The following is a 6,925-nucleotide window of genomic DNA, read 5'->3' on the forward strand; positions in this document are numbered from 1 at the left end:
TATTGAGCGTGAGTGAGAGCGATCCGGCCGTCCAGAAGGACGCGAACCCGGCCGAAGAGAGCGAAGAGCAGCAGGGCACCGACTGGTGGGCCGAGATCAAGGGGATCTTCTGGCTCGTCCTTGCCGTGCTCGCCTTTCACAGCCTGATCGCAAAGCCCTTCTACATCCCGTCGGAATCGATGATGCCCGGGCTGATCAAGGGCGACCGGCTGGTGGTGACCAAATATCCCTATGGCTGGTCCTATATCTCGCCCTCCTTTCACATCCTGCCGTTCATGCACGGGCGGCTGTTCGGCCGGATGCCCGAGCGCGGCGATATCGTCATCGTGACGCCGGCGAGCGGCCCCAATGCCGGCCAGGATTATATCAAGCGCGTCATCGGCCTGCCCGGCGACCGGCTCGAAATTCGCGGCGGGCGCGTCATCCTGAATGGCGAATCGCTGCGCTACGAGGAACAGATGCCGGTCCGCATTCCGGTCGATGCGAATATGAGCTGCGGCGTCGCCGTCACGCCGTCCGGGATGACGGTCCGAAACGAAATGTCGGTCTATCGCCAGACGGGATCGGACGGCCAGCAATATTGCGAGCTCCCCGTGATCCGCGAATATCTGCCCGAGGGACGCTATTACGATATTCTCGACCTGGCCGAGACGACAGGCGATACCTATGGACCGATCGAAATTCCCGAAGGCCATGTCTTCCTGATGGGCGACAATCGCGACCAGTCCGCCGACAGCCGCTTCGATCTGCGCGGGGACGGGTTGGGCGGCGCCGTTCCGATCGAGACGATTGGTGGACGCGCGGAATTCATCACCTTCTCGCTCGACGGCACCTCGCAATGGTATAACCCGATCAGTTGGTTCACGGCGATGCGCGGCGGCCGGGCGGGCACCAGCCTCCATCCGCGGCAGGCCGAGTGAGCAAGCGCGAGGAAACGCCGGGGCCGTATGACGGCCGCGCCGGGCCCGCCGAGGTCCACGATCCGATCATCAAGCAGGAATTGAAGCGCGCGAGCGCATGGGCCGTCGTCGCGCTGGCCGTGGTCATGCTGTGGTTCCTCGCCCAGCCGATCCTGCTGATCATCGCCGGCCTCGTCTTCGCCGCGCTGCTCGACGGCGGCACCAAGGCGCTCGGCTATGTCCTTCCGATCGGCAGGCGCTGGCGGCTGCTGATCGTCGTGCTGCTGTTCATCGCGATGATCGGCGGGATTGCGCTGCTCGCCGGGATCCAGATCGCCGCCCAGATAGGGCAATTGCGCATCACGCTGGCGGAGCAGACCGACCAGCTCGTCGAGTGGCTCGGCTCGATGGGCCTGATGCCCGACGACATGCAGATGAACGAATTGCTGCGTCAGGTGCTGGGTTCGGTCGGCAGCCTGACTTCGGCGCTGGGATCGGCGCTCAGCGCGATCGCAACGCTGTTCCTCGTCATGGTGATCGGCCTCTTCATCGCGATCGAGCCGAATCTCTACGATCGCGGCGTGCAATGGATGCTGCCGCGCGGCACGCGGCCCGAATTCCGCAAGACGTCCAAGCATATGACGCGCACGCTGCAGAAGCTGCTCGCGGGACGCGTTCTCGGCATGGTTTTCGAAGGGGTGCTGACCTGGGCGCTGTTGTCGATCGCGGGCGTGCCGATGGCGCTGCTGCTCGGCATTCTCGCCGGCCTGCTCGCCTTCATCCCCAATATCGGCGCCTTCATCACGGGCATATTGATGGTGTCGGTGGGGCTTTCGGCGGGGCCGGAAACCGGGCTCTACGCCTTCATCATCTATGTCATCGTGCAGGCGTTCGACGGCTATGTCGTGATCCCGATGGTCGCGCGGCAGACGGTCGATCTGCCCCCGGCCCTCACCCTTTCGGCACAAATCCTCTTCGCCGCGCTGTTCGGCATCCTGGGTCTGGCGCTCGCCGATCCGATCGTCGCGATGATCAAGGCGGCGCTGGAACGCCGCTCGCAGCATAATGACGAGGAAGAGGAGGAGGCGCGGCAGCGCGAATTGGCGGAGAGCGAAGCGGAAGCCGAGGCGGCGACCTCAGCATCGCCGCCGAAACCGGGGCTTTTCAGACGGCTGAAGCCCAAAGCGGACGACAGCTAGCTACCTTCCTTTCGGCCAAACCGTTAGCCCTGAGCTTGTCGAAGGGCGTTTCGCCGTATCGAGAACCGGGCTTCGACAAGCTCAGCCCTAATGGTCTTTATTGGACTTTCGCGCGGCGCGCGGATGCCACTGAGATGTCTATTGAGGCGGTGCCGGCGGCGGCACGGGGACCGCGCCTTCCGCCGCCTCACCGCCCTGCATCTCCATCAGCCGCTGCATCATCTCGGTTTCCGAGATGATCTCGACCAGTTCGACATCGAAATCCATGACCTCGGTCGTTTCGATCGGCAGTTGCGGCGGCCGCGGCGTGCCGGGCTCGATCCCTTCGGGCAGCCAGAGTTCGGGCTTCAGCCAGAGTCGGTAGCGCGCGCCGGGCGTCATCAGCTGGACGCCCTCGGCAAAGCCGGGAAAGGTACCGCCCACGGGGAGCGTCGCTTCGCGCCCTTCATCGATCACCTCGCCGTCGAGCGAGCGTAGCGTGTAGTTGATGACCACGACATCGTTGACGCCGGGCGTCGCGCCCGTGTCCGATCCCGGCCGGATGACCTGATATTGCAGGCCCGATGGCGTCGTCTCGACATCGTTGTTCGTTCCGTTCCAGGCGAGGAAGGTCGAGGCGGAGGCATTGCTCAAGTCGCCCGGCGCGCGCGTGGTGAACCATGCCAGCGCGAGTCCCGCCGCCAGCACCAGCCCGACGCCGATCCACAATTTGGTCAGCGTGCCCTTTTCGATCGGCTGCAGCGGAACGGCGGTGACGGACATGGCTTCCCCCGAGATGTCTCGTGAAACGAAGAAGGGCCACTCCTATGGAGCGGCCCTTCCAAAATCCAGCGATTTCTGTCCGGCAGACCCTAGCGGGTGCCGTCGCGCTCCATCCGCTTGCGCTCGAGCTTGCGGGCGCGGCGGATCGCGGCCGCGCGCTCACGGGCGCGCTTTTCCGACGGCTTTTCATAGTGCCGGCGCAGCTTCATCTCGCGATAAACGCCCTCGCGCTGCAGCTTCTTCTTGAGCGCGCGCAGCGCCTGATCGACATTGTTGTCACGAACCGAAACTTGCATGGACCTGTCAGTCTCCAATCGAAAAGCATGTTGCGCGAACGAACGAATCCGTTCGCAATCAATTTCTTATAGCACAAAAACAGATGCGCCGCGAGATGCGTCCCGCCGCCGTCAGGAGCGAACTAGCGGCCAGCGCGGCAAAGTTCAAGCCGGAATCGCCCGGAATCGCCTTGTCCCTGCTCGACAATCGCGCGCCGATCGGCGACAATCGTTGCCAAACAAGACCGCTAGAGGAGATCGTCCCATGGCAACGCAGCTCAAATCCCCCCAGACCGACCGCGACATGACCGAAGAGGAATGGGCCCAGCGGCTCGATCTTGCCGCCGCCTATCGCATCTTCGCGATGGAAGGCTGGGACGAGAATATCTTCAACCATATCACCGTGAAGGTGCCCGGCGAGGAGGGCGCGTTCCTGATCAATCCCTATGGCCTGCATTTCTCCGAGGTCACCGCCTCGAACCTCGTCAAGATCGATATTGAGGGCAACAAGCTCAACGACAGCCCCTGGGGCGTCAACAAGGCCGGTTTCGTCCAGCACAGCCTGTTCCACAAGCACCTCCACGACGCGCACGCGATCATCCATACGCACACGACCGCGACGATGGCCGTGTGCTCGATGGAGGGCGGGCTGCAGCCGGTAAATTTCTACGCCTGCAACTTTATCGGGCGGCTCTCCTATCACACCTTCGAAGGCGTGACGGTGCGCGAGGAAGAGGGCGAGCGGCTGCTCGAAAATCTCGGATCGAACCGCATCCTGATGCTGCGCAATCACGGCCCGGTCGTCATCGGCCCGACCCTGCCGATCGCGCTGATCCAATACTGGGCGCTCCAGCGGGCCTGCGAGCTCCAGATCGCGACCATGTCCGCCGGCAAGGCCATCACCGTGCCGCAGGAAGTGATCGAGGTTCACCAGCGCGACCTGTTCATGACGCAGGCCTCCAAGGAACCCGGCCGCGCCGAATTCGACGCCTGGGTCCGCCGCATCGACAAGATCGATCCGAGCTGGCGGGAGTAGGTTTGGATCTGTCAGAACCTCGCTAGCGCGGCGCTCGACCGAAAGGTCGAGTCTGACAAGAAAATTTCCCGCCCGCTTCCTTGATATGACAGCACTGGCTAGACCCATCCCATGACCCGGATGACCGTCAACGGACAGCCTGTCCATTATCGCATGGACCCGCGCACGCCGCTGCTCTGGGCGCTGCGCGACGCCTCCAACCTCACGGGCACCAAATATGGTTGCGGCGCCGGGCTGTGCGGGGCGTGCACCGTGCATATCGACGGCGAAGCGGTACGGTCGTGCCAGGTTTCGCTGGCCGAGGCCGAGGGCGGGTTCGTGACGACGATCGAGGAATTGTCGCGATCGCGCGACCATCCGGTGCAGCAGGCGTGGATCGAGAAGATGGTCCCGCAATGCGGCTTCTGCCAGTCAGGCATGATCATGGCCGCCGCCGCCCTGCTCCGGCGCAACTCCAATCCGACCGACGAGGAAATCGACGAGGCGATCACCAATATCTGCCGCTGCGGCACCTATCCGCGAATCAGGGAAGCGATCCGGCTCGCCGCGCGCGTCGAGGCCGGGGCCGAGCGACTCGCATCGACCCCACCGCCCGGTATCGATCCCGAAGATGCCGCGCGTACCGTTCCGGCGCTGACGCCGGAAGACGGCGATGCCAACGATCCGAACCGGATCCGCGAGCAGCCCGAGGGCAGTTAAGCAAACATTGCTCTTTCCTGACTCGCGGGTTCAGGGCCGCCTCACTGGCGGCCATATATAAAGCACGTCAGGTGGCCGGGAGTTCTTGCCGCCGTACAGCCCCTAGAGGAGACCAAAAGCATGCGAAAAACCATGATCGCATTACTGCTGGCGGCGACCGCGGCGACCCCTGCGCTTGCTGCGCCGATGCGAGGCATGCAGACCAACCCGACGATGGCGGCCGAGACCGGCGCCGCGACGCAGGTTGCGATGCTGCAGCGATCGGAGCGTCGAGGCCAGCGCGCGGAACGCCGGGGAAACCGGCAGGCCAATCGCGGCGAGCGCCGCGGCAACCGTGCGGAGCGACGCGCCCAGCGGCGTGAAGCGCAACCGCGCGCCAATGCCATACAGCAACGCCGCGCGGAACGTCGCGTCGAGCGCCGAGCGGATCGCCGTCAGGAAAGGCGTGTCGAACGCCGCGTCGACAGGCGGCAGGATCGCCGCGCCGAAAGGCGAGCCGACCGCCGGCAGGAACGCCGCGTCGAGCGCCGTATCGACCGGCGGCAGGACCGGCGCGCGGAACGCCGCTGGGATCGCCGTGATGATCGGCGCGCAGAACGTAGGTGGGACCGCAGGCAGGATCGTCGCTATGAGCGCCGCTACGATCGCCGCGAGGCCCGCCGCGACCAGCGTCGCTGGAATCGCAGCTGGCGCAACGACCGGCGTTACAACTGGCAGGACTATCGCCGGTACAACCGGAACGTCTATCGCGTCGGCCGCTACTACGCGCCCTATCGCGGCTACAATTATCGCCGGTTCAACATCGGCTTCACGCTGGGCGCCGCGTTCTTCGGATCGCGCTACTGGATCAACGATCCGTGGCAGTATCGCTTGCCCCCGGCCTATGGGGCCTATCGCTGGATCCGCTATTATGACGATGTCCTGCTCGTCGATACGCGGAACGGCTATATCGTCGACGTGATCTACGACTTCTTCTACTAGAACCGTAGCAAACGACACCGAGAGACGGCCCGGAGCGCAACCCGCTCCGGGCCGTTTTGCTTTCTCAAAGCTGACCGGCAGGTTCAGCTTCGCATCATTGACGCGCGCGCATATTGCGAATCACCGGGCCGCTCTTGGCCCTACCAGGAGACCAAGCAATGCGTACCCCCCTGATTGCTCTGTTACTGGCCTCGGCCACCCTCGTCCCCGCCGCCGCCAACGCGCAGAGCGCGATCGAGCGCGTTACCGCCCGCGCCGACGCGCAGGTCCAGCTCGCCCAACGCGACGGGCGCACCGAACGCCGTGCGCGCGGCGATCGCAATCGCGGCGACCGCAACTGGCAGGGCAACCGTGGCAGCCGTCCCGATGCCCGCCAGGATCGCCGCGAAGACCGGCGCGACTGGCGGCAGGACCGGCGTCAGGACAATCGCGAATGGCGGCAGGACCGTCGTGAGGATCGTCGCGACTGGCGGCAGGACCGGCGTCAGGACAATCGCGATCAGCGCTGGGATCGGCGCGACGATCGGCGCGACTGGCGGCAGGATCGCCGGGCGGACAATCGCGACTGGAACCGCGGCTGGCGCAGCGACCGGCGTTACGACTGGCAGAACTATCGCCGCTACAATCGCGGCGTCTATCGCCCCGGCCGCTATTACGCGCCGTATCGCGGTTACAGCTATCGGCGGTTCAATGTCGGCCTGTATCTCGGCTCGGCCTTTCTCGGATCGAACTACTGGATCAACGATCCGTGGCAGTATCGCCTTCCCCCGGCGCACGGCCCGTATCGCTGGATCCGCTATTTTGACGACGTCCTGCTCGTCGATACCCGCAACGGCCTTGTCGTCGACGTGATCTACAGCTTCTTCTGGTAGATCCGTGGCGGCGAAGGCCCCGCAAGCGGTCCGGTATGCAAACGCATGCCGGGCCGTTTTGGGTTTTGTGGATTGATTGTCAGAACCTCGCTAGCGCGAGGTCGCCGCACCAGCCCGCACCCCCACCCGGCCTCCCATGAGCATACACTGAGTGGGAGGCCGGGTGGGGGTGCGGGCCGGTGCGGCGCTCGACCGAAAGGTC

The 6,925-nt window shown here is 64.7% G+C and carries 8 protein-coding genes; 6 read left to right on the plus strand and 2 right to left on the minus strand.

The features are described 5' to 3' along the window. The first annotated feature begins 8 nt into the window (after positions 1-8). Complete coding sequence (gene lepB / locus Q0139_RS01540; protein ID WP_298016285.1) at positions 9-920, plus strand: signal peptidase I; 912 nt, start codon at positions 9-11, stop codon at positions 918-920. Continuing rightward, positions 917-2,098, plus strand: coding sequence for an AI-2E family transporter (locus Q0139_RS01545; RefSeq protein WP_298016287.1), 1,182 nt, complete (start codon positions 917-919; stop codon positions 2,096-2,098). The genes lepB and Q0139_RS01545 overlap by 4 nt, the downstream gene beginning before the upstream one ends. Before the next feature lie 138 nt (positions 2,099-2,236). Here the strand turns inward: Q0139_RS01545 and Q0139_RS01550 are convergent, their stop codons facing one another. Both Q0139_RS01550 and rpsU read right to left on the minus strand, forming a co-directional pair. Further along, entirely contained in the window at positions 2,237-2,860 is a 624-nt protein-coding gene (locus Q0139_RS01550) for an FKBP-type peptidyl-prolyl cis-trans isomerase (protein WP_298016289.1), read from the minus strand. 89 nt (positions 2,861-2,949) lie between these two features. Further along, complete coding sequence (rpsU, locus tag Q0139_RS01555) at positions 2,950-3,156, minus strand: 30S ribosomal protein S21 (RefSeq protein ID WP_185802342.1); 207 nt, start codon at positions 3,154-3,156, stop codon at positions 2,950-2,952. A gap of 244 nt (positions 3,157-3,400) precedes the next feature. On the opposite strand from rpsU, the gene Q0139_RS01560 reads away from it, so the two are divergent. The 4 genes from Q0139_RS01560 (at position 3,401) to Q0139_RS01575 (ending at position 6,723) form a co-directional block, all read left to right on the plus strand. Further along, a complete protein-coding gene (locus Q0139_RS01560; protein WP_298016294.1) occupies positions 3,401-4,171 on the plus strand; it encodes a class II aldolase/adducin family protein in 771 nt (256 codons plus the stop codon). Positions 4,172-4,282: 111 nt separating this feature from the next. Further along, complete coding sequence (locus Q0139_RS01565) at positions 4,283-4,870, plus strand: (2Fe-2S)-binding protein (protein ID WP_298016296.1); 588 nt, start codon at positions 4,283-4,285, stop codon at positions 4,868-4,870. Positions 4,871-5,002: 132 nt separating this feature from the next. After that, positions 5,003-5,851: an RcnB family protein gene (locus tag Q0139_RS01570; RefSeq protein WP_298016298.1), complete on the plus strand. Its 849-nt coding sequence runs from the start codon at positions 5,003-5,005 to the stop codon at positions 5,849-5,851. Positions 5,852-6,009: 158 nt separating this feature from the next. After that, complete coding sequence (locus tag Q0139_RS01575) at positions 6,010-6,723, plus strand: RcnB family protein (protein WP_298016300.1); 714 nt, start codon at positions 6,010-6,012, stop codon at positions 6,721-6,723. Positions 6,724-6,925 lie beyond the last annotated feature (202 nt).

This window comes from uncultured Parasphingopyxis sp. (assembly GCF_937129435.1).
Taxonomy (GTDB): domain Bacteria; phylum Pseudomonadota; class Alphaproteobacteria; order Sphingomonadales; family Sphingomonadaceae; genus Parasphingopyxis.